Here is a 21,497-nt window from a genome sequence, read left to right as displayed (position 1 = left end):
GGGGGGGGGTGGGCCTGTTTGGCGCGGTGGGGTCGCGGTGTTCGGGCCCACCCGGGGCGTCGATGGTGCCGCGGGGTGGGGTGGGCCTGTTTGGCGCGGTGGGGTCGCGGTGTTCGGGCCCACCCGGGGCGTCGATGGTGCCGCGGGGTGGGGTGGGCCTGTTGGCGCGGTGGGGCCGCGGTGAGTGGCACAGCAGCCGCATGCTCGAGACGCGCGGCTCGGCGCTCGGTCCTCCGCGGTGCGCGGCGGCGGGCAGGTCGCCGGCCGCCGGCATCTCGGCGGCGGCGCTCATGCCCGCCCAGCCGTCGCGCAGCGCGAGCGTGTGCTGCTCGCGCGCCCAGCACAACACGCGCTCGAAGGCCAGCGCACCATCGCCGAGCATGACCGAGTCGGCCGGCGCGACGACGAGCCGGCCTTCGCGCAGCGCCTCGCCGAACGGCTCCTCGAGCCCGTCGGCCAAGCCGCGCGCGCCGGGCCGGTGCCCGCGCAGGCACATGACCTTGTGGCGCCGGGTCAGGCCGTCGGCGACGAACGCGTGCGTGAGCCGGTCGCGGTCACGCGTCGACGCGAGGTGGCAGCAGGCGCACTCTCCGGAGCGCACGACGCTGGGTGTGGGGAGCGAGGTCGCGGTCACGCGTCGACGCGACGCTAGTTCGCACACGAACGAAAGAGAAGGCGAAGTGGCCCGACGGGCGGTACGGAGCCTGACCACCGCAGCGGCCCGATCCGCAGGCCACCCGATGCGTCGAAAAGGTGGTGGTTGGCGGACCTCCTGCCGTGGTTATGGGCGCGCCGGGCGTGGGTATCGGGCGCCCGTCCACAACCACATAGGGGAGGTGTCGGGCGGCGGCTCGGGCGACGGCGACACGCAGTACGGCACCGGCTCGGGGGACTACAAGATCGACCAGGGCATCGCGATCACCAACCGCCAGGACTTCTGGAACACGTCGGTGCGCCAGTACGTCCCGACCGTGCGCGATCACCACGCCCGGCAACCGACATCGGCCAGATCGGCTCGCCGCAGCACCGCGCCGTGGCACGCCGCGCGGTCGCCGAGTCGCAGGTCCTGCTCAAGAACGATGACAAGACGCTGCCGCTGAACGGCCGCCGCGGGGGCAAGGACAAGGACAAGGGCGGCGGCGACATCTACGTCGCCGGCAGCAACATCCTGTTCGGCCGCAGCCGTTCACCGGCAAGCTGCCCGTGACGTGGCCGAAGACGATCGACCAGGAGCCGATCAACGTCGGTGACGACAACTACGACCCGCTGTGCCCGTTCGGGTACGGCCCGCGGACCCGCTAGGGGGGCCGTAGGCGGCCAGCGAAGGCCGAGGCCCACGACGCCAAGCCGTCGCCGCCGGAGGTGGGTCCCCAGTCGCGATAGCGACACGGTCTCCCAGCCGCGGCGGCGGCTGGGGCACGCCACCACAACGTGCCCCAGCCGGACCGGCCCGCCTATCCCACCTCGGAGTAGGAGGGCTCGGCCGGCAGCCGCCGGTCCTCGGGACCGTCGCCGAGGTCTTGGGCCGCCGCACGGGCCTGGGCCCGGGCCGGCGCCTGGAGCACCGTGAGGGCGACCACGATGGCGGCCGCGGTGAAGCCGGCGCCGATCAGGAACGCGAGGTGGTAGCCGCCCAGCAACGCCGACGCGGTGGACTCGCCGTCGGCGGTCAGGTGCTCGGTGCGCGTCGTCGACAGCGTGGCGAGGACCGCGAGGCCCAGCGCCCCGCCGACCTGGGCGGTCGTGTTGACCAGGCCCGAGGCGAGGCCCGCGTCGCTGGGGGTCGCGCCGGACATCGCGAGGTTCATCAGCGCGGGGAACGCGAGGCCGGCGCCGACGCCGAGCAGGACCATGACCGGCAGGACGTCGACGACGTACGTGCCGTCCACGGGCGCGCGGGCGAAGAGCAGCAGCGCGAGCAGGATCAGGCCCAGGCCGGGCACCAGGGTCGGCCGGGCGCCGAACCGCGTGACCAGCCGCTCGGAGTAGCGCACCGACAGGCCGCCCATGAGGATCGTCACCGGCAGGAAGGCCAGGCCGGTCTCCAGCGCGTCGTAGTGCAGGACGTGCTGGAAGTACAGCGCGCCCATGAAGAACATGCCGAACATCCCGACGACCGAGAGGGCCTGGATCAGGTTCGCCCCGCTGACGTTGCGCGACTTGAAGATGCGCAGCGGCATCAGCGGGTTGGCGGCCGTCTTCTGGCGCACCAGGAAGGCGACCAGCAGAGCGATCGCGACGGCGCCCAGGCCGAGGGCCTGCGCCGAGCCCCAGCCGTCCTCGGCCGCGGGCTTGACGATCGTGTAGACGAACAGCATCAGCGACGCCGTGATGAGGACCGCGCCGGGGATGTCGGCGCCGCGGCCGAAGCCGAGGCCCTGGTCCTTGTCGAGCATGCGCCACGCGAGCGCGGCGGTCGCCAGGCCGATCGGGAGGTTCACGAAGAAGATCCAGTGCCAGCTGATCGACTGCGTCAGCACGCCGCCGACGAGCAGGCCGACCGCGCCGCCGGCCGAGGCGACGAACGCGTACACGCCGATCGCCTTGGCCTGCTCCCGGGGCTCGGGGAACATGGTGACGATCATGCCGAGCACCACGGCGGAGGTCAGCGCGCCGCCGATGCCCTGGACGAAGCGGGCGGCGACGAGCATCTCCTGGCTCTGGGCCAGGCCGCACGCCAGCGAGGCCACCGTGAAGATCGCCAGGCCGGCGAGGAACACGCTGCGGCGCCCGACCAGGTCGCCGAGCCGGCCGGCCAGCAGCAGCAGGCCGCCGAAGGCGATCAGATAGGCGTTGACGACCCAGGCGAGGCTCGACTGCGCGAAGCCGAGGTCGCTCTGGATCGCGGGCAGGGCCACGTTCACCACGGTGGCGTCGAGGACGATCATCAGGACCCCGACGCAGAGGACGTACAGGGCGATCCAGCGCGTCCGGTCGCTGGACGGATCGGTGGTGGCGGGGACGTCGAAGGGTGGGTGGTCGTGCATGGTCATCGTGGTGTGGACCTCGTGGTCGGAGCGGGGAAGGGTCGTGGCGGTAAGGACGACGCGGCGGGCCGGGACTCATCGGTGCCGCCGTGTCAGAAGGTGGTCGGAGCCGATCTCCGCCGCTCGACATCGCCCGCGACGGTGGATCAGGCGGGGTGCCGCGGCGTCGGCCGGCGCCCGGTCTGCCGCGGGGTGTCGGGAGTTGTTGGTGCTGTTGACGTCCGTGTCGAGCAAAGGGTCTATGAGACCCATACGTCGACACGGATCCCCGCCGACACGCTTCGGGCGCGGCTGGGCTACTTGCCGCTGGTGCGGGGCGCGGCCGACCGCGCATGGCCCGCGGAGGGGCGACCGGCGACGCCGGAGGAGCGCGGACCGCTGCCGCCCATCGCCGGCGTGCGGCGGATGAGCGCGCGCAGGGCCGCGTCGTCGTCGCCCTCGCCGGTGCGCTCGGTGAGCGTGCGGGGGTGGACGGTGCGCAGGACCGCTCCGCGCTCGCGATCCGGGACCGCCACGATGACCTTGCTGTTGCTCGGCACGTGGAAGACGATGCCGTCGCGCGACGAGCGTTCGCCGGCGACGGTTACGAGTTCGCCTTCGCGAAGGGACGTCATGGCCTCAGGGTACTGCGGATCATCCGCCGGGCGGCGGGCTGCGGCGGATGGCGAAGATCGGCGAGCCGCACTCCGGGCAGTACCCCTCCCAGCCCGGACGGCCGTTGGGGAGCGTGATCTCGCGCGCTTCGGCGATCGTGACCTTCTGTCCGCAGACGCACCAGCCCTGAGGGCCGGGACGCTGCGCGGCGGGTTCGGCTTCGCTCATGTCCCGCCAGCATGGCGCAATGCGGGGCGGGTCGGCACCCGGCGCAGGCGCCACACCAGCGCGCCGAGCCACACGATCAGCGCCGCGACCGCGTAGCCGCGCACGCTCGCCGCCGCGCTGTCGACGCCGGTCAGCGTGCCGCCCAGCGCCGAGCCCGCGGCGCTGCCCACCAGGAAGGACGACGTCAGCCAGGCGAACGTCTCGGTGATCGTCCCGGGCAGGGCACGCGAGCCGGTCAGGACGAAGACGCAGGCCAGCGTCGGGGCCAGGAGCGCGCCCGAGAGCGCCAGGGCCACGGCCATCGAGCCGGTCGAGCGGGCCAGGAGGGCCGGGACGAACGCCAGGCCGAAGACCACCAGCAACCGGGTCAGCCGGTGCTCGGGCGCCGAACGCCAGCGCCACGCGGCGGCGCTCAGCCCGCCGATCAGGGCGCCGACGGCCCACGCGGCCAGCAGCCAGCCGGCGAGCGCCCGGTCGCCCAGCGTGTGCTCGGCGAAGGCGGCCGTGGTGACGTTGACCATGCCGGTGGCCGCGCCCGCCAGCACGCCGATCGCCAGCAGGACGCCGACCTCCGGCGCGCGCACCGCGGCCGTCCAGCTCACCGGCTCGTGCTGCCCGGCGTGCCACGCGCGCGCCGGCGGAGCGAGGGCGAAGGCCAGCGCGCCGAGCAGGCCGATGGCCGACGTCAGGTGCAGGGCGGCGTCCGGGCTCCAGGTCGCGACGGCGACGGCCACGAGCAGCGGGCCGACGACGAAGATGAGCTCCTGCGCTCCGGCGTCGAGCTCGTAGGCGGCGGCCAGGGCGTGCTCGTCGTCGGCGGCGAGGTCGGGCCACAGCGCGCGCAGCGCCGGCTCCAGGGGCGGGGTCAGCGCCCCGCAGGCCACCGCGAGCACGCCGGCGACCAGCAGCGACGAGCCGGCGGTGAGGACGATCCCGAGCAGCGCGGCGCTGCGCAGCGCCGCCGCGGCGACGAGGACGGCGGGCTGGCCGAGCCGGTCGATGAGCCGTCCCGCGACCGGACCGCCGACGGCCGCGCCGAGCGCGAAGGCCGCGGCCATCGCGCCCGCCGCGCCGTAGGAGCCGTGCTCGTCGCGCACGAGCAGGAGCAGCGCGAGCGGGATCATCGCCTCCGGCAGCCGGGCGATCAGCGCCGTCACCAGCATGCGCAGCGCGTGCGGGCGCGCGAGCAGCGCGCGGAGGTCGGTCATCGCGGGGCATCTTGCCCGACGGGGGCGCCCGGTCGCCGCCCACGGATCGTTGGCGTAGGGTCGGGGCCATGGCCGAGACACCCGAGCTGCGCGCCTCGGACGCCGATCGCGAGCGCGCCGCGGAGCTGCTGCGCCGCGCCGGCGGCGAAGGACGGCTGGACGTCGACGAGCTCGGCGAGCGGCTCAACCAGGCGTTCGCCGCGCGCACCAGGGCGGAGCTCGAGGCGCTCGTCGCCGACGTCGTCGTCGGTGGCCACGCCGGCGACCGCCCCGTCGGCGCCCCTGCGGCGCGCGTCCCGGTCCGCGCGGGTGAGGGCGGCGCACGTTGGATCGTGTCCATCTTGAGCGGCAGCGACCGCCGTGGCCACTGGCGCCTGGCGCCGCGTGCCACGAGCCTCAACATCATGGGCGGCAGCGACCTCGACCTCAACGAGGTGGAGCTGGCCGCCGAGCGCACCGAGCTGCGCGTCATCGCGATCATGGGCGGCGCCGAGATCCACGTGCCCGAGGGCCTCAACGTCGAGGTCTCGGAGTTCTCGCTGATGGGCGGCAACGACATCAAGCTCGGTCCGCAGCGCCCCGATCCGGGCGGACCGGTCCTGCACGTCAAGCTCTTCTCGCTGATGGGCGGGAGCGCCGTCAAGCGCGGGCGGCGGCTCACGCGCGAGGAGCGCCGGGCGGCCAAGCAGGAGCGTCGCGAGGCGCGGCGCCTCGAACGCGGCGAGTAGCCGCGCCGCGGACGCATCGGCAACACCCTGCTCAGAGTGGCTTTCTACGCCGTTGTGGCAGAGTTGGCCCGAGCAACTTGTTCCAATTGGCACGTGACCGCGATAGGGTGCAGAGGCCCCACCGTTTGCCCATGACCGAGCCCGGCCCCGCCCAACTCGAGTTGATCCGGCGCTACGCGCGCACGATGCGCGAGATGCACGCCGACGCCATGGCCGCCCGCGGCCCGCGCATCGGCGCACGCGCGGCGAAGGCCCGGCGGGCGACCGGCGCCGCCGAGCCGATCCGGCAGGCGGCGAAGCAGGCGATGGCCTCCGGCGGCGACGCCCGGCCCGGCCAGACGCCGAACCCGGCCCAGTAGGCTGGCGGGCCAGCAATGGCCCGAATCCCGACCAACATCTCGGATCACATCGGCAACACCCCGATGGTGCGTCTCGGCCGGCTCGAGCCCGCGGGCGTCGAGCTCTACGGGAAGCTGGAGGCCTACAACCCCGGTGGCTCGGTCAAGGACCGCATCGGCATCGCGATGATCGAGGCCGCCGAGGCCGAGGGCCGCATCGAGCCGGGCCGCACCACGATCGTCGAGGCCACCTCGGGCAACACCGGCATCGCGCTCGCCTTCGTCTCGGCGGCCAAGGGCTACGAGCTCGTGATCTTCCTGCCGCAGGGGATGTCGCGCGAGCGCGAGGCGCTGCTCAAGCTCTACGGCGCGCGCGTCGAGATCGTCGAGTCGCTCGGCGGGATGGACGAGGCCGTGCAGGCCGCGCGCCGCGCCGCCACGGGCGACGACGCGTTCCTGCCCGACCAGTTCTCCAACCCCGCCAACCCGGAGGCCCACCGCCTCGGGACGGGCCCGGAGATCCTGAAGGCCATGGACGACCGGGTGGACATCTTCGTCTCGGGCGTGGGCACGGGCGGCACGATCACCGGCGTCGGCGAGGCCATCAAGTCGGTCAACCCGCGGGCGCAGGTCGTCGCGGTCGAGCCCGCCGGCTCGGCGGTCCTCAGCGGCCGCGCTCCCGGCCCGCACCGCATCCAGGGCATCGGCGCCGGCTTCGTGCCCGCGGTCCTCGACCGCGAGATCATCGACGAGGTGATCCCGGTCACCGACGACGACGCCATCGCCACGGCGCACCTGGCCGCCGCGCGCGAGGGCATCCTGGCGGGCATCTCCGGCGGGGCGGCGCTGTGGGGCGCGCTCGAGGTCGGTCGCCGCCCGGAGAACCAGGGCAAGCGGATCGTCACGGTCCTGCCCGACTCGGGCGAGCGCTACATCTCGGCGCCGTTCTTCGCGCCGCAGTAGGCGTCCGGGTCACCCCTACGCGTTGACGGGCGGCGCCGGGCGCGGCGCCAGGGACTCGGCCGCGCCGAGCGCCCAGGCCTCCATCGCCGGCCACGGCCCGTAGCCGGCCTCGACGTTCAGGTGCCCGGCGCCCGGCAGCAGGTCGACGACCAGGCCCAACGGCGTGCCCCAGTGCTGCGCGGCGCCGCGGTTGGGGCAGTACGCGTCGTCGTCGGAGCAGACCAGGCGGGTGTGGCCCGCGGCCGCGTCGATGGCCGCCTTGTCGGCGCCCGTCGGGTAGAACTCCGCGAGCTCGGCGACCTGCGCGCCCGGGCACGGCGGGGCGACGAGCACCACGCGGTCGACGCGGTGCTCGGGCCGGATGTTGGCCGCCTCGCGCAGCCAGAGCACGCAGCCCAGCGAGTGCGCGATGACGACGCGCTCGCCCTCGCCCTTGGCCAGCGCGCGCACCTCGCGGTGCATCGCCGCGGCCCAGCGGTCCGGGCACGGGACGTCGCATTCGGGCAGGTCGGGGTACTGGACGTGCGCGCCGGCGTCGCGCAGGCGGCCGGCCAGCCAGCTCTGCCAGTGGTCGGGGCCGGAGCCTTGCCAGCCGTGGAGGATCAGCGCGCGGAGCTGGGACATCTCGTGGAGTACGGTAATGGGCGATGCCCGGCCTCGGCACCCTGCGGCGCGTCTCGCGCGAGCTGCGCCTCGACATCGCCGCCGCGCACGAGCGCGATCCGGCGGCCCGCGGCGTGTCGTCGGTCGAGGTCCTGATCGCCTGGCCGGGCGTGCAGGCGGTGCTGGCGCATCGCGTTGCCCACGCGCTGCACGACTCGGGCGTGCCGATCCTCCCGCGCGCGATCGCCTACCTGTCGCGCATGGCGACCGGCGTCGAGATCCACCCGGCCGCCAACATCGGCGACGGGCTGTTCATCGACCACGGCATGGGCGTCGTGATCGGCGAGACCGCCGACATCGGCGACGACGTCACGCTCTACCAGGGCGTCACGCTCGGCGGCACCGGCTTTGCGACCGGCAAGCGCCACCCGACGGTCGGCGACAACGTCACGGTCGGCTCGGGCGCCAAGCTCCTGGGCCCGATCGAGGTCGGCCACGGCGCGAAGGTCGGCGCCAACTCGGTGGTCATCACCGACGTGCCGCCCAACAGCACCGTGGTCGGCAACCCGGGCCACGTCGTGCGCGTCGACGGCAAGCGGCCCGAGGGCCCCGACGCCGACTGGATCCACCTGCCCGACCCGGTCGCCGACGCGATCCGCGAGCTGTCGGGGCGCCTCGGCGACCTCGAGAGGCGCATCGCCGCGCTGCAAGGGGAGGAGCCGCCTGCTGAGGTCCGGCGGCTCCGCCCCGTTCGCGGGCGCAATCCCGCCGGCGGCTGAGCCGCCCGCCGGCGGGTCCGTGCGGTCCGCTGGAACACCACGGTAGATCGCGCTCGGCCGCCGCGCACTGGCCTCGTGGCTAGTGTGGATCAGCACATCAGTAGTAGACGGTCCGCGTGCGATGGCGCGGGCGCGCCTTCAGCGCAGGGGCCTGGCCGCGGTTCCACAACCACATGTCGAGCACGCGGGGCGCGACGTCCAGCCGTGCGCCGAGCTGCTCGCAGGCGTGCAGCGCACAGGCGCGGATCTCGCGCTCCTCGCCGCCGGCGGGCAGCAGCTCGCCCGCGTCGATCCGCGCCGCCAGGGCGGGCTCGTAGACCAGCACGCCGTCGCAGCGCAGCACGTGCGGGACGAGGTTGTCGGCGAAGATCGTCAGGCGGTCGAGGTCGTGGAAGCGCGCGACGCCGGCCAGGGCCAGGTCGTTGCCGGCGATCTGCGCGCGCTTGTAGAAGCCGCGGTCGTCGTAGAACGCCATGCCCGACGCGAGCATCGTCGCCAGCCGCTCGGCCGAGCCGCGCGCCTCGGCGATCACCTCCGGCACCGAGCGGGTCCCGAGGAAGCGGCCGAGCTCGCGCAGCGCCTGGCTGTAGAGGCTCATCAGCTCGTGGTCGGCCGGCTGGCCGAGGATCGCCGCGAGGTCCTCGGTGCGCATCGTGCGCAGCCGCTGCGTGGTCCACGGGCCCTCGATGCGGAAGTGGTCGGCGAGGTTCCAGGCGATCGTGAAGTAGCCCGACACGGTGCGCCCCGCCGCCGGGTCGCTGCGCTTGCTCAGCGTCGGGAACCAGCCCGAGCCGAAGTTGATGGTGTCGAGCGCCAGCGTGTAGAGGGCGACGTCGGCCGGCGATCCCTCCAGGTAGTGGCGCACCGGGTCGAGGCCGGGGTCGGTGACCGGCGCGCCGTCGGCGCCGGCGCCGTAGCCGGCCAGGCGCTCGGCGTCGATGCGGACCGAGCGTGCGTGCTCGGCGATCTGCGCGCACGCGGCGCGGACGTCGTCGGTGAGCCCCATGGCCGCCGCAGCGTACGAGGGTGGGGCGCTCAGCGTCGCGTGCGCCCGAAGTCCAGCGTGACCGTCAGCGCGCCGGAGCCGGCCCCGCGCGGCGCGCCGCGGGCGACGCCGACGCCCAGATCGCGGAAGCCCGGATCGAGCAGGATGGCGCGGTGCGGAGGGCTGGAGAGCAGCGTCCGCAGGATCGCCGACGGCCGCCCCGTGTCGTTGCGGCCCCACACCAGCGCCTCGCCGAGCCACCACTCGCGGGCCCCGTGCAGGTACCCGGCGTGCCGGACCCGGGACTGCATCGTGGCGCCGCCCGGCGAGACATGGGCGAAGAAGTCGCGCGCCGCCATGTCGCGGGCGTGGTTCCGTGCGGCGCGGTGCAGATGGCGCTCGGCGCGGACCGGCCGGAGCCCGTGCGTGCGGCGCAGCTGGTTGACCAGGCACTGCAGCGCGTGGCCGGCCGCGCCGGTCGAGAGGTGCGCGGGCGCGGCGCTCGCGCGCGCGCACGGGGGCTCGGCGGCCGTCGCCGGCGACGACGATGCGCCGGCCGCCGCAGCGAGGAGGAGGACGCACGCCAGGACGCGTCGCGGACGCCCGCCGGCGCGGCCGATCCCGGCCGCTCTGTCGAAGGAGCACCCCACGAGCCGCAGTCCTTCCGCATGGCGTCGGTCCAATGCGCGGTGCGTCGAACATTGCCCCGCACAACGCCCCCGAACCTCTGCACTTGTTGACGCGCCGAGGCCGCCGCGGGCCTGCCTACCATGGAGGGGTGCCGTCCGAAGCCCCTGCCGACCAGCGCGTCGCCGACCTCCTCGAAGGCCTCAACGAGCCCCAGCGCGCGGCGGTCGTCGCGGGCGACGGCCCCCTGCTGATCCTCGCCGGCGCCGGCTCGGGCAAGACGCGGGTGCTCACGCATCGCATTGCCTATCTGGTCCACACGCAGCGCGCGCGGGCGGGCGAGTTGTTGGCGATCACGTTCACCAACAAGGCCGCCGCCGAGATGCGCGACCGCGTCGGGATGCTGCTCGGGCACTCCACGCGGGCGATGTGGGTCATGACGTTCCACTCGGCGTGCGCGCGGATGCTGCGCGTCGAGGCCCCGCGCCTCGGCTACACGCGCCAGTTCACGATCTACGACGCGTCGGACTCCCGGCGCCTGGTCAAGCGCTGCCTGGACCAACTCGACGTCGACCCCAAGCGCTTCACGCCCGGCTCGGTCGCGCACCAGATCTCCGACGCCAAGAACAAGCTGCGCAGCGCCGACGACTACGCGCGGATGGTCGGCGGCCACTTCGAGCAGACCGTCGCCGACGCCTACAAGCTCTACGAGCGCGAGCTCGTGCGCATGAACGCGATGGACTTCGACGACCTGCTGTTCCGCATGGTCAACGTCCTGGAGCTCTTCCCGGAAGTCCGGGCACGCTACGCCGCGACGTTCCGCCACGTGCTCGTCGACGAGTACCAGGACACCAACCACGCGCAGTACCGGCTGCTCCAGCTGATCGCCGGCGACCACAAGAACCTGGCGGTGGTCGGCGATGATGCGCAGAGTATTTATTCGTTCAGAGGCGCTGACATCCGCAACATCCTGGACTTCCAGGACGACTTTCCCGACGCCACCGTCGTCAAGCTCGAGCAGAACTACCGCTCGACGCAGACGATCCTCAGCGCGTCGAACGCGCTGATCGCCCACAACCGGGCGCAGATGCACAAGACGCTGTGGACCGACCAGGGTGAGGGGGATCCGGTCGTCGTCCGCGAGCTGGAGGACGAGCACGCCGAGGCGCGGTACGTGCTCGGTGAGGTGCAGCGGCTGGTCGACGAGGGGGTCTCGCTGGCCGAGATCGCGTGCTTCTACCGGACCAACGCGCAGTCGCGGGTGCTGGAGGACGCGCTCGTGCGCGCCGAGGTGCCCTACCAGGTCATCGGCGGCACGAAGTTCTACGAGCGCGCGGAGGTCAAGGACGCGATCTCCTACCTGACGCTGCTGGCCAACCCCGCCGACGCCATCTCGTTCACGCGCGTGGCCAACTCGCCCAAGCGCGGCATCGGGCAGACGTCGCTCTCGCGCGTGCTCGCACACGCCGAGAACACGGGCATCACCGTGTGGGAGGCCGCCGACGACCCGGCCGGCGTCCCCGGCCTGGCCACCGCTGCCATCCGCTCGCTGACGCGCTTCATGTCCACCATGAACGACCTGCGCGAGCGCGTCGCCGACGACGTGCCGATGGGCGACCTGCTCGAGGCCGTGCTGTCGGAGACGGGCTACCTCGACGCGCTGGAGGCCGAGCGCACGATCGAGGCGCAGGGCCGGATCGAGAACCTCGGCGAGCTCGTCGCGGTCGCGCGCGAGTTCGACGCCGCCGCACCGCCCGAGCAGGACCGCCTCGACGTCTTCCTCCAGCAGACCGCGCTGCAGTCAGACACCGACGACCGCAAGGACGACGCGGGGATGGTGACGCTCATGACCCTGCACAACGCCAAGGGCCTCGAGTACCCCATCGTCTACATGATCGGCTGCGAGGAGGGCGTGTTCCCGCACTCGCGCTCGATCGACGAGGGGACGCTCGAGGAGGAGCGGCGCCTGTGCTACGTCGGCATGACGCGCGCGATGCGGTCGCTGACGATGACCCACGCGCGCCAGCGCAACGTCTTCGGCTCGCGCGCCTACGGGCTGCCGAGCCGGTTCCTCGCCGAGATCCCGCCCGACCTCGTCGACCGGCAGGGCGCGCTGACCGGCTACGCCAACGGCGCGGGCGCCGACCGCGGCAGCATCCGCCCGCGGGCGATGGCCTCGTGGGCCTCGATGCGGGCCGACGCCGCCGCGGCCGCGACCGACGAGAAGTCCTTCCGCCTCGGCGACGACGTGCTGCACGCGGCGTTCGGCGAGGGCGTCGTGACCGGCGTCGAGCCGGGCGGCGTCGTGGTCATCCGCTTCGCGCGCGACGGCAGCGAGCGCAAGCTGATGGCCGAGTACGCACCCATCTCCAAGCGCGGGTAGCGTGCGGGCCGTGAGCGCGGAGATCATCGACGGCAAGGCGATCGCGGCGAAGGTCCGGGCGGAGGTGGCCCGCGACGTGGAGGCGTTCACCCAGCGCACCGGCCGGCGCCCCGGGTTGGCCACCATCCTCGTGGGCGACGATCCGGCCAGCGCGATCTACGTCGGCGGCAAGCAGAAGGCCTCGCGCGAGGTCGGCATCGAGGCCTACGACCATCGCCCGCCGGCCGACGCCACCAGCGAGGAGGTCGAGGCGCTCATCGACCAGCTCAACGCCGACGAGAACGTCAGCGGGATCCTCTGCCAACTGCCCGTCCCCGACCACCTGGACGGCGTCCATCTCACCGGCCTGATCGATCCGCGCAAGGACGTCGACGGCCTCACGCCGATCAGCGCGGGCCTGCTCGCGCTGGGCCGGCCCGGCCTGCGCCCGTGCACGCCGGCGGGCGTCATGGTGCTGCTGCAGGAGGCCGGCGTCGACCTGCAGGGCAAGCGCGCCGTGGTCATCGGGCGCTCCAACCTCTTCGGCAAGCCGATGGCGCAGCTGCTGCTGGGCGCCAACGCCACCGTGACCATCGCGCACTCCCGCACGCGCGACCTGCCGGCGGTCTGCCGCGAGGCCGACGTGCTCGTCGCCGCCGTCGGCCGCGACCGCATGGTCAAGGCCGACTGGGTCAAGCCCGGCGCCACGGTCATCGACGTCGGCATCAACCGCGCCGAGGACGGCCTGCACGGCGACGTCGACTTCGCGGCGGTCAAGGAGGTCGCCGGCGCGATCACCCCGGTGCCCGGCGGCGTCGGCCCGATGACGATCGCCATGCTGCTGCGCAACACGCTCACCGCTGCTGAGCTGACCGCCGCCGAGAGCGAGGTCGGCGCCGCATGAGCCGGATCCGCACGGGGGAGTGGGTGGCCGCGTTCGGCGCCCTGGGGTTGCTGGGGCTGTTGTTCTTCGACTGGCTCAGCGTCTCGGTCAAGAGCTCGGCGCCGGACACCCCGGGCGTCCTGAACTACCTCCACGTCGTCTACGCGGGCTCGCTGAGCGGGTGGAGCACGCTCGGCTGGCTCATGGACGTGCTGCTCGGTGTCGCGATCGTCGGCGGTCTCAGCCTGCCCTACATGGCCGCCAAGCGCACGTCGCCGGCGTGGCCGGTCGGCACGGCCGTGCTGACGTGGGCGATCGGCGCGGCGGTCTTCCTGATCCTCGTCCTCCGGGTGATCGTGCTCTCCGGCGACGAGGGTCCGATCGGCATCGGCGTCCAGCTTCCGGCCTACCTCGGCCTGTTCTTCATGTTGCTCATCCCGGTCGGCGCGTTCCTCAGCCTCAAGGACGAGCGCAAGGACTCCCCCGAGGCCCGGGCCTACACGCCGCCGCCCGCCCGCTCGGTTCCCGGGAGCTAGTCCACCATGAAGCTCCTCATCACCGGCGTCCACGGCAAGGTCGGCCGCGCCACCGTCGCCGCCGCGCAGGCCGCCGGCCACCTGGTCACCGGCGTCGATCTCGGGCGGCCGAGCTTCGACCGCCCCGATCCGGGCGCGCCCCGCTACCAGCAGGCCGACCTGACCGACGCGGGCGCGGCGTACGCGCTCGTCGCGCGCACGCGGTTCGACGCCGTCATCCACGTGGCCGCGATCCCGGAGCCGACCGGCAACCCGCCGCACGTCGTGTTCCACAACAACCTGATGGGGACGTTCAACCTGTTGGAGGCCGCGGTCCGCCTCGGCGTGCCGCGGTTCGTGAACGTCTCCAGCGAGACCGTCCCGGGCTTCTTCTTCCCCGAGCGTCCGTTCCTGCCCGACTACGTGCCGGTCGACGAGGAGCATCCCGTCCGCCCGCAGGACCCCTACGCGCTGGCCAAGGCGTTCGGCGAGCAGCTGTGCGACGCCGCGGTCGCGCGGTCCGACATCAAGGCCATCACCATCCGGCCGTCGTGGGTCCAGACCGCCGAGAACTACGCCCGCAACCTCGGCCCGCAGATCCGCGACCCCGACGAGCCCAGCGCAGGCTTCTGGGCCTACATCGACGTCGAGGACCTCGCCGGCGCGCTGCTGCTCGCGGCGGCCTCCGACCTCCCGGGCCACGAGGTCTTCTACATCGCCTCGCCGGACGTCGCCTCGAAGCTGCCGCTCCCCGAGCTCGTCCGCCGCCACCACGGCGACGCGGTGCCGGTCCGCCCGCTGGACCGCCCCGACGCCGGCGGCATCTCGATCGCCAAGGCGCGCCGCCTGCTCGGCTACGACCCCCAGCGCTCCTGGCGCGACCATCTCGACGAGCGGGGCCAGCCGATCACCTGAGGCCCGGCACCACGCCCTCCGCCTCGCCTCTCCTAAACTCGCGGGTCGCATGATCGACCGCGAACAGGTTCTGCACGTCGCCAGGCTGGCCCGCCTCGAGCTCACCGAGGACGAGGTCGCCCGCATGGCCACCGAGCTCTCTGGCGTCCTCGGACACATCGAGAAGATCGGGGAGCTGGATCTGGACGACGTCGCGCCCACCAGCCACGTCGTCGAGGTCGACAACGCGCTGCGCCCCGACGTCGTGCGCCCGTCGCTGCCGCGCGCGGTCGCGCTGGCCAACGCGCCCGCCACCCAGGACGACGGCTTCCTCGTCCCGAGCCCTCAGGCATAGCCTTCCAAATGTCTGACATCACCGCGCTCACCGCCAAGCAGGCCGCCGACGCCGTCGCCAAGGGCGATCTCGACCCGACCGACCTCTTCGAGGCCTACCGCGCCAAGGCCGCCGCGGACGACCTCAATGCCTACACGTGGGTCGCCGCCGCCGCTCCGGCCGCCGACGGCGTCGCGGCCACGCCGCTGGCCGGCGTCCCGCTCGCCGTCAAGGACCTCTTCGCCACCGAGGGCGTGCCGAGCCAGGCCGGCTCGCGGATCCTCGAGGGCTACCGCCCGCCGTACACCGCTTCGGTCGTGGCCCGCCTCGCGCAGGCCGGCGCGCCGCTCTTGGCCAAGACCAACCAGGACGAGTTCGCCATGGGCTCGTCCAACGAGAACTCCGCCTACGGGCCGGTGCTGAACCCGTGGGACCGCACGCGCGTCCCCGGCGGCTCGTCGGGCGGCAGCGCCGCGGCCGTCGCCTCGGGCAGCGCGCCGTGGGCGCTGGGCACCGACACCGGCGGCTCGATCCGCCAGCCCGCCGCGCTCACCGGCATCGTCGGCCTCAAGCCGACCTACGGCACGGTCAGCCGCTACGGGATGATCGCCTTCGCGTCGTCGCTGGACCAGGCCGGCCCGCTCACACGCGACGTCACCGACGCCGCGCTGCTGTACCGCCACATGGTCGGCCGCGATCCGCAGGACTCGACGTCGCTCGATCATCCCGAGGAGATCGTCCTGCCCACCGCCCGGCGGCTGGACGGCATCACGCTCGGCGTGCCCGACGACCTCACCGGCGAGGGCGTCGAGCCCGGTGTGCTGGCGCGTTTCGAGGAGACGCTGAAGGTCGCCGAGGGACTCGGCGCGACCATCAAGCGCGTCGCCCTGCCGCACGCCGACTACGGGCTCAGCGCCTACTACGTCATCGCGCCCGCCGAGGCGTCGTCCAACCTCGCGCGCTTCGACGGCGTCCGCTACGGCAAGCGCGCCGACGCCGACGACCTGCTGACCATGTACACCAAGACGCGCCACGACAACTTCGGCGACGAGGTCAAGCGGCGCATCATGCTCGGCACCTACGCGCTGTCCTCGGGCTACTACGACGCCTACTACGGGCGCGCCCAGCGCGTCCGCACGAAGATCGCGCAGGACTTCGCCGGCGCGTTCCAGGACGTCGACTTCGTCGTGACGCCGACGGCGCCGACGGTCCCGTTCGCGTTGGGGTCCAAGACCGCGGACCCGCTCGCGATGTACCTCAACGACTACTTCACCGTGCCGATCTCGCTGGCCGGCATCCCCGCGATCTCGATCCCCGCAGGGTTGAGCGAGGATCTGCCCGTCGGGTTCCAGCTCGCCGGCCCGGCGTTCAGCGAGAACCGCATCCTCGACGCGGCGCACGCGCTGGAGCAGGCGATCGGCTTCGACGCGACGGCCGGAAGGGCTGGTTGATCAGATGACCGCGACCGACACCACCACCGCGACCGAGTACGAGACGGTCATCGGCCTGGAGATCCACGTCCAGCTGGCGACCAACACCAAGATGTTCTGCGGCTGTGGCCTGAGCTTCGGCGAGCCGCCCAACACGCGCACCTGCCCGGTCTGCCTCGGCCTGCCCGGCAGCCTGCCGGTCGCCAACGCCGAGGCCATCCACTACGGGCTGATGATCGGCATGGCGCTGGGCTGCGAGCTGGCCCCGCGGTCGATCTTCCACCGCAAGAACTACTTCTACCCCGACCTGCCCAAGGGGTATCAGATCAGCCAGTACGACGAGCCGCTGTGCCTCGGCGGGCAGCTCGGCGACGTGCGCATCCACCGCGTCCACCTCGAGGAGGACGCCGCGAAGCTCGTGCACGCCGGCGCCTCCGGACGGCTGCACGCCTCCGATGCCTCGATCGTCGACTTCAACCGCGGCGGCACGCCGCTGGCCGAGATCGTCACCGAGCCCGACCTGCGCGACGCCACAGCCGCCGCGGAGTGGCTGCGGATGCTGCGCGCGACGCTGCGCGCGCTCGGCGTCAGCGACGTCAACATGGAGGAGGGCTCGCTGCGCTGCGACGCCAACATCTCCATCCGCCCCGTGGGCACGACCGAGCTGGGGACCAAGACCGAGCTCAAGAACATGAACTCGTTCCGGTTCATCGAGCGCGGCATCCGCGCCGAGGTCGCCCGGCAGACGGAGATCCTGCGCGGCGGCGGCCAGATCGAGCAGGAGACGCTGCACTTCGATCCGCGGACCGAGGCGATCACGTCGCTGCGCTCCAAGGAGGAGGCGCACGACTACCGCTACTTCCCCGAGCCCGACCTCGCCCCGGTCGCGATCACGCAGGAGATGCTCGACCGCGCTCGGGCGGCGCTGCCCGAGCTGCCGCTCGCGCGCGCCGAGCGCTTCGAGCGCGAGCTCGGCCTCAGCGCCGACAGCGCGCATCTGCTCGCGTTCCGCACCGAGCTGGGTGACTTCTTCGAGGCGGCGCTGGGCGCCGACGGCGCGGCCGCCGAGCCCCAGCCGCTCGCCAACTGGGTGGCCAACGAGCTGGTCTCGCGTCTCGGCGCCGACGCCGATCCCGGCGACTCCAAGGTCGCGCCGGCCGCGCTGGCCGAGCTCGTCGGGATGGTCGGCGCCAAGCAGGTCACGCAGGGCGGCGCGCGTCAGGTGCTCGACCGGCTCGTCGCCGACGGCGGCGACCCGCGGGCGATCGTCGCCGCCGAGGGCCTCGGCGCCGTCGGCGGCAGCGACGAGCTGGCCCCGATCGTCGAGGCCGCGCTGGCGGCCAACCCCGACGTCGCCGAGAAGCTGCGCGGCGGCGACATGAAGCCGATCGGCGTCATCGTCGGCCACGTGATGCGCGAGACCAAGGGCCGCGCCGACGGCGGCGAGATCACCCGCCTGGTCCGCGGACAGCTCGGTCTGTAGGGCGCGCCGGCTCCTGGCGCACCGGAGCCGAGGGGCGGGAGTACGATCGGCAGACGGCAACTCCCAGGAGGCAAACGCGATGTCACGTCTCGTGCGCATGGACCGGACCGGCCACACCACGCTCGCCGAATGGAGCGCGGCAGACCCCGAAGCCGTCGAGGCGGCCGTCGAGGCCTTCCGCGCCGAGCTGGACCGCGGCTACTTCGCGATGGTCTCCACCGGCGAGGGCCACGCCGAGCAGGTCAAGGAGCTGCCGGTCGACGCCGACCTGGTGATCCTGCGGCTGCCGATCGCCGGAGGCTGATGGCGGCCGGGGCCGGGGCGCTCCCCGAGACCGCGGCCGTCCATTGGCGCCCGCGCAACGACGCGCAGCGCCTGCGCCGCCGCGGCGCCCTGTGGACGCTCACGACCGTCGCGCACGTCGTGCCGTTCGTCGCCGCGGGCGTCGTGCTGTTCCTCGTGCAGCCGCTGGCCGTCGCCGTCAGCCTGGCGAGCTTCGCTCACGCCTGGATCATCCCCGAGCTCTACGCGGCCCGCGGCGCCAACGTCGTGCGCCAGCGGCCGCGCGTGGGCGCCACCGCCGAGCGGACCGCGCTCGGCCTGCTCGGCGACCTCGTCGGGCACGACGCGCGCGCGGTCCATGCGCGCACCGGCCTCGTGCCCGAGCGCGGACGGCTCGGGATCTGGCTGGTGGGGGAGGCCGGCGCGCTGCTGGTCTGCGGTCGGCGCGTCCACGCCTTCTGCGTCCGCGTCAACGACCCCGATCTGCCCAGCGCCGACCGCATCGCGCACCTCCTGCTGGCGCTGCGCGCCGACGAGGAGGGGTTCGCGACGGTGGCCAACCTGTCGTTCTCGGGCGCGCGCTGGCGCGTGCGCCGCCGGCTGCCAAGACCGCTGCGATCCGCGGTGGACGCCGCGGCGGCGCTCGACCGGCTGTAGGGGTGGCCGTCGCCAACTTCCGACCGGATGGCACTGGTCGCCGCCACGCCCGTCGAGCACCATGCTGTCCATGATCACTGCCACCGCTTCATCGCTCTCGAGGATCATCCTCGTCGGCGAGCGCTCGCGGCTGGGGTCGGGCCAGGACGCGCCGGCCATCCGTCGCTACCGCCTCGCCCGCCTGCGGGTGAACGATCCGATCGGAACCCACCCGGCCCGAGCCGAGCGTTTCGAGCATCTGCGTCGCAGCTACGACTGAGAGCGACGTCTGACGGCGTGCGGCGGCCGCGAGCTCCGAGGGGGCGCTCGCGGCCGCCGATACGCCTGGAGCATGAGGCCGTGCAGCAGTACGCTGTACCTCATGGAAGACACCGCCAAGCCCTCGCTGCTGAGGCGCCTCCTGGCGCTCGTGGTCCTGGCGATCGCCGCCTGGATCCTGCTCAAGTTCGTCATCGGCCTGATCGCCGGGGTCGCGACGATCGTCGTGATCGTGCTGTGCATCGTCGCGGTGGTCTGGGCCCTGCGCGTGCTCTGAGCAGCGCACCGCGATGGTCTACATCGTCATCGCCCTGTCCTTCGCGCTCGCCGGGGGCCTCGTCGGGCGCATCAAGGGCAGCTCGTTCTTCCTCTGGGCGCTGATCTCGGGCGTCTTCCCGATCGTCGGGCTGGCCGCCGCGGTGCTCTACCGCTTCGACACCGACGAGCCGCGCCGCGCGTGCCCGGTCTGCGGCCACGTCTGCATGCTCCACGACGCTCTCTGCATCCGCTGTGGGTCGGAGCTCGACTTCCCTGACGAGTCCGAGATCCTGCCGCCGGTCGCGCCTGCGTAGGCAGCGCGATCCCGCGATAGACTCGGCGCTCCCGTGAGCCGTCCCTTGGGCGGCTCGTCGTGGTTTCTGGTCATGAGTTCCCCGGACCTTTGCGAAAGGAGGTCAAGCGCATGCGAGCGGTCGATGCCGTGATGGAGTGCCTTAAGGCAGAAGGTGTGGACGTCGTATTCGGGTATCCCGGAGGCGCGAACCTCCCGACGTACGACGCGTTCGTGGACGCCGGCATCCGCCACGTCCTGGTGCGTCACGAGGCCGGTGGCGGCCACGCCGCCACGGGCTACGCGAAGGCGACCGGGAAGGTCGGCGTCGCGCTGGGCACCAGCGGCCCGGGCGCGACCAACCTGGTCACGCCGATCATGGACGCGATGATGGACTCGGTCCCGGTGGTCTTCATCACCGGCCAGGTCCGTACGGAGCTGCTCGGGACCGACGGCTTCCAGGAGGCCGACATCCTCGGCATCACGATGCCGGCGGTCAAGCACTCGTGGATGATCCAGCACCCGCTCGAGATCCCGCGCGTGCTGCACGAGGCGTTCCACGTCGCACGGACCGGGCGGCCGGGCCCCGTGGTCGTCGACATCCCGACGGACCTGTCGAAGGCCGACATCCCGTACGAGCCGGTGACCGAGGTCCACCTCCCGGGCTACCAGCCCACGACGGAGGGCAACGTCAAGCAGATCCGCCAGGCGGCGAAGGCGCTCGCCTCGTCGCGGCGCCCGGTCATCTACGCCGGCGGCGGCGTGATCCTGTCCGACGCGTCGGTCGAGCTGACCGAGTTCGCCACGAGCGATCGCTTCCCGGTCACCAACACGCTCAACGGACTGGGCGGGTTCCCCGCGCCGCACGACCAGTTCCTGGGCATGCTCGGGATGCACGGCACGCGCGCGGCGAACTACGCGATGGACGAAGCGGACCTGATCTGCGCGATCGGCGCCCGGTTCGACGACCGCATCACCGGCAAGCTGTCGGAGTTCGCGCCCCGGGCCAAGTTCATCCACATCGACATCGATCCGGCCGAGATCTCCAAGAACGTCCCGGCCCACATCCCGATCGTCGGCGACGCGAAGAACATCCTCGCCAAGCTGGTCAACGAGTACCGCGCCCTCGGCGCGGACCCGTCGCGGCTGGACGAGTGGTGGCAGCGGATCCACGAGTGGCAGGAGCGCCATCCGCTCAGCTACACGGAGTCCAGCGATTCGGAGATCAAGCCGCAGCGCGCGATCCAGGCGATCTACGAGGCGACCGGCGGCGACGCGATCGTCACGTCCGACGTCGGCCAGCACCAGATGTGGGCGGCGCAGTACTACAACTTCGCCAAGCCGCGCCGCTGGATCAACTCCGGCGGCCTCGGGACGATGGGCTTCGGCCTGCCGGCGGCGATGGGCGCCCAGGTCGGGTGCCCGGACCAGACGGTCGTCTGCATCACCGGCGACGGCTCGGTGCAGATGAACAGCCAGGAGCTGGCCACGTGCGTGGCCAACCGCATCCCGATCAAGGTGTTCATCCTCAACAACGGCTACCTGGGCATGGTCCGCCAGTGGCAGGAGCTGTTCTGGGACAACCGCTACTCGCACGTCGACATGGGCCAGAGCCCGGACTTCGTCAAGCTCGCCGAGGCCTACGGGGCCACCGGCCTGCGGCTGACGAGCAAGGAGACGCTGGTCGACGACCTGCGCACCGCGCTGGCGACCGAGGGTCCGGTCGTCGTCGACATCCGCGTCACGCGCGAGGAGAACGTGTATCCGATGATCTCGCCGGGCGCCGCCGCGCGCGAGATGGTGGGCTGA

The 21,497-nt window shown here is 73.0% G+C and carries 26 protein-coding genes; 18 read left to right on the top strand and 8 right to left on the bottom strand.

Features of this window, described 5'->3' with window-relative positions; all coding sequences use genetic code 11:
* Window positions 1–634, bottom strand: a 634-nt coding sequence (locus VK501_RS26240; RefSeq protein WP_324342852.1) for an MEDS domain-containing protein, incomplete at its 3' end; no start/stop codon positions are given.
* A gap of 399 nt (window positions 635–1,033) precedes the next feature.
* Between VK501_RS26240 and VK501_RS26235 the strand changes: the two genes are divergently transcribed.
* Window positions 1,034–1,207: a hypothetical protein gene (locus tag VK501_RS26235; protein ID WP_324342850.1), complete on the top strand. Its 174-nt coding sequence runs from the start codon at window positions 1,034–1,036 to the stop codon at window positions 1,205–1,207.
* A 247-nt stretch (window positions 1,208–1,454) separates the two neighbouring features.
* Here VK501_RS26235 and VK501_RS26230 read toward each other — a convergent pair whose 3' ends face one another.
* From VK501_RS26230 to VK501_RS26215, 4 genes are all read right to left on the bottom strand, one after another.
* Window positions 1,455–2,987, bottom strand: a complete 1,533-nt coding sequence (locus VK501_RS26230; protein ID WP_414641206.1) for an MFS transporter — start codon at window positions 2,985–2,987, stop codon at window positions 1,455–1,457.
* 296 nt (window positions 2,988–3,283) lie between these two features.
* Entirely contained in the window at window positions 3,284–3,601 is a 318-nt protein-coding gene (locus tag VK501_RS26225; protein WP_324342846.1) for a hypothetical protein, read from the bottom strand.
* A gap of 19 nt (window positions 3,602–3,620) precedes the next feature.
* A complete protein-coding gene (locus VK501_RS26220) occupies window positions 3,621–3,809 on the bottom strand; it encodes a DUF5679 domain-containing protein (RefSeq protein WP_324342844.1) in 189 nt (62 codons plus the stop codon).
* The gene (locus tag VK501_RS26215) at window positions 3,806–5,098 is read right to left on the bottom strand and encodes an MFS transporter (protein ID WP_324342842.1); all 1,293 of its coding nucleotides are present in this window, start codon (window positions 5,096–5,098) and stop codon (window positions 3,806–3,808) included. The genes VK501_RS26220 and VK501_RS26215 overlap by 4 nt, the downstream gene beginning before the upstream one ends.
* Between VK501_RS26215 and VK501_RS26210 the strand changes: the two genes are divergently transcribed.
* The 3 genes from VK501_RS26210 (at window position 5,086) to cysK (ending at window position 7,046) form a co-directional block, all read left to right on the top strand.
* The gene (locus VK501_RS26210) at window positions 5,086–5,745 is read left to right on the top strand and encodes a DUF1707 SHOCT-like domain-containing protein (protein WP_324342840.1); all 660 of its coding nucleotides are present in this window, start codon (window positions 5,086–5,088) and stop codon (window positions 5,743–5,745) included. The two genes, VK501_RS26215 and VK501_RS26210, sit on opposite strands and share 13 nt — an antisense overlap.
* 131 nt (window positions 5,746–5,876) lie before the next feature.
* Window positions 5,877–6,104 carry a hypothetical protein gene (locus VK501_RS26205; RefSeq protein ID WP_324342838.1) on the top strand — a complete coding sequence of 76 codons (228 nt, stop codon included), beginning with the start codon at window positions 5,877–5,879 and terminating at the stop codon, window positions 6,102–6,104.
* A gap of 15 nt (window positions 6,105–6,119) precedes the next feature.
* Window positions 6,120–7,046, top strand: a complete 927-nt coding sequence (gene cysK, locus VK501_RS26200) for a cysteine synthase A (RefSeq protein WP_324342836.1) — start codon at window positions 6,120–6,122, stop codon at window positions 7,044–7,046.
* A gap of 15 nt (window positions 7,047–7,061) precedes the next feature.
* On the opposite strand, the gene VK501_RS26195 is transcribed toward cysK, so the two are convergent.
* Window positions 7,062–7,670, bottom strand: a complete 609-nt coding sequence (locus tag VK501_RS26195) for an RBBP9/YdeN family alpha/beta hydrolase (protein ID WP_324342834.1) — start codon at window positions 7,668–7,670, stop codon at window positions 7,062–7,064.
* 23 nt (window positions 7,671–7,693) lie between these two features.
* Here VK501_RS26195 and cysE point away from each other — a divergent pair, with 23 nt between their 5' ends.
* Window positions 7,694–8,428, top strand: a complete 735-nt coding sequence (gene cysE, locus VK501_RS26190) for a serine O-acetyltransferase (protein ID WP_324342832.1) — start codon at window positions 7,694–7,696, stop codon at window positions 8,426–8,428.
* Between the two features lie 97 nt (window positions 8,429–8,525).
* Here the strand turns inward: cysE and VK501_RS26185 are convergent, their stop codons facing one another.
* Together VK501_RS26185 and VK501_RS26180 are read right to left on the bottom strand one after the other, a co-directional pair.
* A complete protein-coding gene (locus VK501_RS26185; protein WP_324342830.1) occupies window positions 8,526–9,434 on the bottom strand; it encodes a queuosine salvage family protein in 909 nt (302 codons plus the stop codon).
* 29 nt (window positions 9,435–9,463) lie between these two features.
* Window positions 9,464–10,063 carry a CAP domain-containing protein gene (locus VK501_RS26180; RefSeq protein ID WP_324342828.1) on the bottom strand — a complete coding sequence of 200 codons (600 nt, stop codon included), beginning with the start codon at window positions 10,061–10,063 and terminating at the stop codon, window positions 9,464–9,466.
* 128 nt (window positions 10,064–10,191) lie between these two features.
* Here VK501_RS26180 and VK501_RS26175 point away from each other — a divergent pair, with 128 nt between their 5' ends.
* From VK501_RS26175 to ilvB, 13 genes are all read left to right on the top strand, one after another.
* The gene (locus VK501_RS26175; protein ID WP_324342825.1) at window positions 10,192–12,423 is read left to right on the top strand and encodes an ATP-dependent helicase; all 2,232 of its coding nucleotides are present in this window, start codon (window positions 10,192–10,194) and stop codon (window positions 12,421–12,423) included.
* Between the two features lie 10 nt (window positions 12,424–12,433).
* Window positions 12,434–13,306, top strand: coding sequence for a bifunctional methylenetetrahydrofolate dehydrogenase/methenyltetrahydrofolate cyclohydrolase FolD (gene folD / locus VK501_RS26170; protein ID WP_324342823.1), 873 nt, complete (start codon window positions 12,434–12,436; stop codon window positions 13,304–13,306).
* Window positions 13,303–13,821 (top strand): hypothetical protein, encoded by a 519-nt coding sequence (locus VK501_RS26165; RefSeq protein ID WP_324342821.1) that lies wholly within the window; start codon window positions 13,303–13,305, stop codon window positions 13,819–13,821. Before folD ends, VK501_RS26165 begins: the two co-directional genes overlap by 4 nt.
* A 6-nt stretch (window positions 13,822–13,827) precedes the next feature.
* Window positions 13,828–14,715 (top strand): NAD(P)-dependent oxidoreductase, encoded by an 888-nt coding sequence (locus VK501_RS26160; RefSeq protein WP_324342819.1) that lies wholly within the window; start codon window positions 13,828–13,830, stop codon window positions 14,713–14,715.
* Between the two features lie 49 nt (window positions 14,716–14,764).
* Entirely contained in the window at window positions 14,765–15,049 is a 285-nt protein-coding gene (gatC, locus tag VK501_RS26155; RefSeq protein WP_324342817.1) for an Asp-tRNA(Asn)/Glu-tRNA(Gln) amidotransferase subunit GatC, read from the top strand.
* 8 nt (window positions 15,050–15,057) lie between these two features.
* Complete coding sequence (gatA, locus tag VK501_RS26150) at window positions 15,058–16,479, top strand: Asp-tRNA(Asn)/Glu-tRNA(Gln) amidotransferase subunit GatA (RefSeq protein WP_324342815.1); 1,422 nt, start codon at window positions 15,058–15,060, stop codon at window positions 16,477–16,479.
* A 4-nt stretch (window positions 16,480–16,483) separates the two neighbouring features.
* Complete coding sequence (gene gatB, locus VK501_RS26145) at window positions 16,484–17,941, top strand: Asp-tRNA(Asn)/Glu-tRNA(Gln) amidotransferase subunit GatB (protein WP_324342813.1); 1,458 nt, start codon at window positions 16,484–16,486, stop codon at window positions 17,939–17,941.
* Between the two features lie 79 nt (window positions 17,942–18,020).
* The gene (locus VK501_RS26140; protein WP_324342811.1) at window positions 18,021–18,245 is read left to right on the top strand and encodes a hypothetical protein; all 225 of its coding nucleotides are present in this window, start codon (window positions 18,021–18,023) and stop codon (window positions 18,243–18,245) included.
* Entirely contained in the window at window positions 18,245–18,880 is a 636-nt protein-coding gene (locus tag VK501_RS26135; RefSeq protein WP_324342809.1) for a hypothetical protein, read from the top strand. Before VK501_RS26140 ends, VK501_RS26135 begins: the two co-directional genes overlap by 1 nt.
* Window positions 18,881–18,941: 61 nt before the next feature.
* Complete coding sequence (locus VK501_RS26130; protein WP_324342807.1) at window positions 18,942–19,139, top strand: hypothetical protein; 198 nt, start codon at window positions 18,942–18,944, stop codon at window positions 19,137–19,139.
* Between the two features lie 102 nt (window positions 19,140–19,241).
* Window positions 19,242–19,415 (top strand): hypothetical protein, encoded by a 174-nt coding sequence (locus VK501_RS26125; protein ID WP_324342805.1) that lies wholly within the window; start codon window positions 19,242–19,244, stop codon window positions 19,413–19,415.
* Between the two features lie 13 nt (window positions 19,416–19,428).
* The gene (locus VK501_RS26120) at window positions 19,429–19,710 is read left to right on the top strand and encodes a hypothetical protein (RefSeq protein ID WP_324342803.1); all 282 of its coding nucleotides are present in this window, start codon (window positions 19,429–19,431) and stop codon (window positions 19,708–19,710) included.
* A gap of 110 nt (window positions 19,711–19,820) precedes the next feature.
* Window positions 19,821–21,497, top strand: coding sequence for a biosynthetic-type acetolactate synthase large subunit (ilvB, locus tag VK501_RS26115; protein ID WP_324342800.1), 1,677 nt, complete (start codon window positions 19,821–19,823; stop codon window positions 21,495–21,497).

This window comes from Baekduia sp., assembly GCF_035318805.1.
GTDB lineage: Bacteria > Actinomycetota > Thermoleophilia > Solirubrobacterales > Solirubrobacteraceae > Baekduia.
Note: the sequence above shows the minus strand (reverse complement) of the source record. Positions and strands in the feature narration are given on the sequence as shown.

Coding starts and splice junctions, on each gene's coding strand:
- VK501_RS26230 (WP_414641206.1), bottom strand. CDS start 2,987: ATGCACGACCACCCACCCTTCGACGTCCCCGCCACCACCGATCCGTCC.
- VK501_RS26225 (WP_324342846.1), bottom strand. CDS start 3,601: ATGACGTCCCTTCGCGAAGGCGAACTCGTAACCGTCGCCGGCGAACGC.
- VK501_RS26220 (WP_324342844.1), bottom strand. CDS start 3,809: ATGAGCGAAGCCGAACCCGCCGCGCAGCGTCCCGGCCCTCAGGGCTGG.
- VK501_RS26210 (WP_324342840.1), top strand. CDS start 5,086: ATGGCCGAGACACCCGAGCTGCGCGCCTCGGACGCCGATCGCGAGCGC.
- VK501_RS26205 (WP_324342838.1), top strand. CDS start 5,877: ATGACCGAGCCCGGCCCCGCCCAACTCGAGTTGATCCGGCGCTACGCG.
- cysK (WP_324342836.1), top strand. CDS start 6,120: ATGGCCCGAATCCCGACCAACATCTCGGATCACATCGGCAACACCCCG.
- VK501_RS26195 (WP_324342834.1), bottom strand. CDS start 7,670: ATGTCCCAGCTCCGCGCGCTGATCCTCCACGGCTGGCAAGGCTCCGGC.
- cysE (WP_324342832.1), top strand. CDS start 7,694: ATGCCCGGCCTCGGCACCCTGCGGCGCGTCTCGCGCGAGCTGCGCCTC.
- VK501_RS26185 (WP_324342830.1), bottom strand. CDS start 9,434: ATGGGGCTCACCGACGACGTCCGCGCCGCGTGCGCGCAGATCGCCGAG.
- VK501_RS26165 (WP_324342821.1), top strand. CDS start 13,303: ATGAGCCGGATCCGCACGGGGGAGTGGGTGGCCGCGTTCGGCGCCCTG.
- VK501_RS26160 (WP_324342819.1), top strand. CDS start 13,828: ATGAAGCTCCTCATCACCGGCGTCCACGGCAAGGTCGGCCGCGCCACC.
- gatC (WP_324342817.1), top strand. CDS start 14,765: ATGATCGACCGCGAACAGGTTCTGCACGTCGCCAGGCTGGCCCGCCTC.
- gatA (WP_324342815.1), top strand. CDS start 15,058: ATGTCTGACATCACCGCGCTCACCGCCAAGCAGGCCGCCGACGCCGTC.
- gatB (WP_324342813.1), top strand. CDS start 16,484: ATGACCGCGACCGACACCACCACCGCGACCGAGTACGAGACGGTCATC.
- VK501_RS26140 (WP_324342811.1), top strand. CDS start 18,021: ATGTCACGTCTCGTGCGCATGGACCGGACCGGCCACACCACGCTCGCC.
- VK501_RS26135 (WP_324342809.1), top strand. CDS start 18,245: ATGGCGGCCGGGGCCGGGGCGCTCCCCGAGACCGCGGCCGTCCATTGG.
- VK501_RS26130 (WP_324342807.1), top strand. CDS start 18,942: ATGCTGTCCATGATCACTGCCACCGCTTCATCGCTCTCGAGGATCATC.
- VK501_RS26125 (WP_324342805.1), top strand. CDS start 19,242: ATGGAAGACACCGCCAAGCCCTCGCTGCTGAGGCGCCTCCTGGCGCTC.
- VK501_RS26120 (WP_324342803.1), top strand. CDS start 19,429: ATGGTCTACATCGTCATCGCCCTGTCCTTCGCGCTCGCCGGGGGCCTC.
- ilvB (WP_324342800.1), top strand. CDS start 19,821: ATGCGAGCGGTCGATGCCGTGATGGAGTGCCTTAAGGCAGAAGGTGTG.